Origin of the sequence: Muricoccus harenae (assembly GCF_009848505.1) — a bacterium.
Classification (GTDB): Bacteria; Pseudomonadota; Alphaproteobacteria; order Acetobacterales; family Acetobacteraceae; genus Roseomonas; species Roseomonas harenae.
The window spans coordinates 1-689 of sequence record NZ_WWDL01000106.1 but is presented as its reverse complement, the minus strand read 5'-3'; the positions used below and the strand labels follow the sequence as shown (position 1 = coordinate 689).

The window sequence follows — 689 nt, the reverse complement described above, 5'->3', positions numbered from 1 at the left end:
GGTAACGTCCGCGGAGGTGGTGGAAAATCCGGTTTCGGCCGGGATTTAGGGCTTGGGTGGCCATCGGACCTGGCGGCTAGGGTGGAGTTGCGACGCTCCCACCCCTGACCGGCCGAGGACCCGATGACCGAGGACAGATTGCCACTGGCTGACCTGCTGGCGAAAGCAGGAGATGGTGACTTCCTGCGCAGCGTTGCCGAGGCGGTGCTGCAGATGCTGATGGAGGCCGACGTGGAGGGCCAGATCGGCGCCGCCCGGCACGAGCGCACCGGTGAGCGGCTGAACTACCGCAACGGCTTCCGCGACCGCACGCTGGACACGCGGCTGGGCTCGCTGCAGCTCCGGATCCCCAAGCTCCGGCAGGGCAGCTATTTCCCACCCTTCCTGGAGCCCCGAAGGACCTCGGAGAAGGCCCTGGTGGCGGTGATCCAAGAGGCCTGGATCGGCGGGGTCTCGACCCGGCGGGTGGACGAGCTGGTGCAGGCTATGGGCCTGTCGGGCATCTCGAAGTCGACCGTCTCCAAGCTGTGCCGCGACATCGACGAGCGTGTCGGCGCTTTCCTCGACCGCCCGCTGTCGGGGGACTGGCCCTATCTCTGGCTCGATGCCACCTATCTGCGGCAGCGCGAGGGCGGTCGCATCGTCTCGGTGGCGGCGATAATCGCCGTGGCCTGTGATGCTGAGGGGCG

Annotated in this window: 1 protein-coding gene; it reads left to right on the top strand. The window is 67.9% G+C overall.

The annotated features are described in order from the left end of the window. Positions 1-123 precede the first annotated feature (123 nt). A partial coding sequence (locus tag GSE44_RS25120) for a transposase (RefSeq protein WP_201306251.1) occupies positions 124-689 on the top strand: 566 nt, incomplete at its 3' end.